This is a genomic window from Herbiconiux daphne (genome assembly GCF_024979295.1).
GTDB classification, from domain to species: Bacteria; Actinomycetota; Actinomycetes; order Actinomycetales; family Microbacteriaceae; genus Herbiconiux; species Herbiconiux daphnes.
Window position 1 is genome coordinate 1 of sequence record NZ_JANLCJ010000817.1, and the last position, 520, is coordinate 520.

1 protein-coding gene is annotated in these 520 nt (G+C 44.6%); it reads right to left on the minus strand.

What is annotated here, in order from left to right:
- Nucleotides 1–296: 296 nt before the first annotated feature.
- Nucleotides 297–520 (minus strand): hypothetical protein (locus N1032_RS27855; RefSeq protein ID WP_259543982.1); only part of this gene is annotated, 224 nt, incomplete at its 5' end.

Sequence of the window (520 nt, forward strand, 5' to 3'; positions counted from 1 at the left end):
ACGGTACCCCAGGCGTTAAAAATGATAACCGCGATATAGAAAAGAATTAACAAAAGATCAATAATAATACTCATTAGACTATCTACCATTAAGTTTTATAATCGGTATACTCTTTACGTGTTGCGGCTATCGGCAACAACCTAACTTTCATAGATCCTTCTTGATTATTGCCCAGCCATGAAGAAAGGTTTTTTTCCTTTCCCCTTTCTTCACCGTGTCGTCCCAATGCGGGGGCTTAATGCCCTGGCTGTTTTTTTTCCCAATAAAAAACCCCGCCGTTTCCGGCAGGGCTTGAATTAGAAGAGTTCCGGCGGTTCATCCATCAGCGCATTGAACATCCCCCGCGCTTTTATCCCCGCCTGGATAAGCTTGCTTCCGTCGTAGTTGTAAAGCCATTCTGGCCCGATCCGCCCGCAACGTTCGCATTCTTCAAAGACGTATTTCAAATCCCGCTTTTTAGAAACGATTTGCTTTTCCTTTAGGGTAGTGCCGCAACTACATTCCATTACTGAGCGTCCAT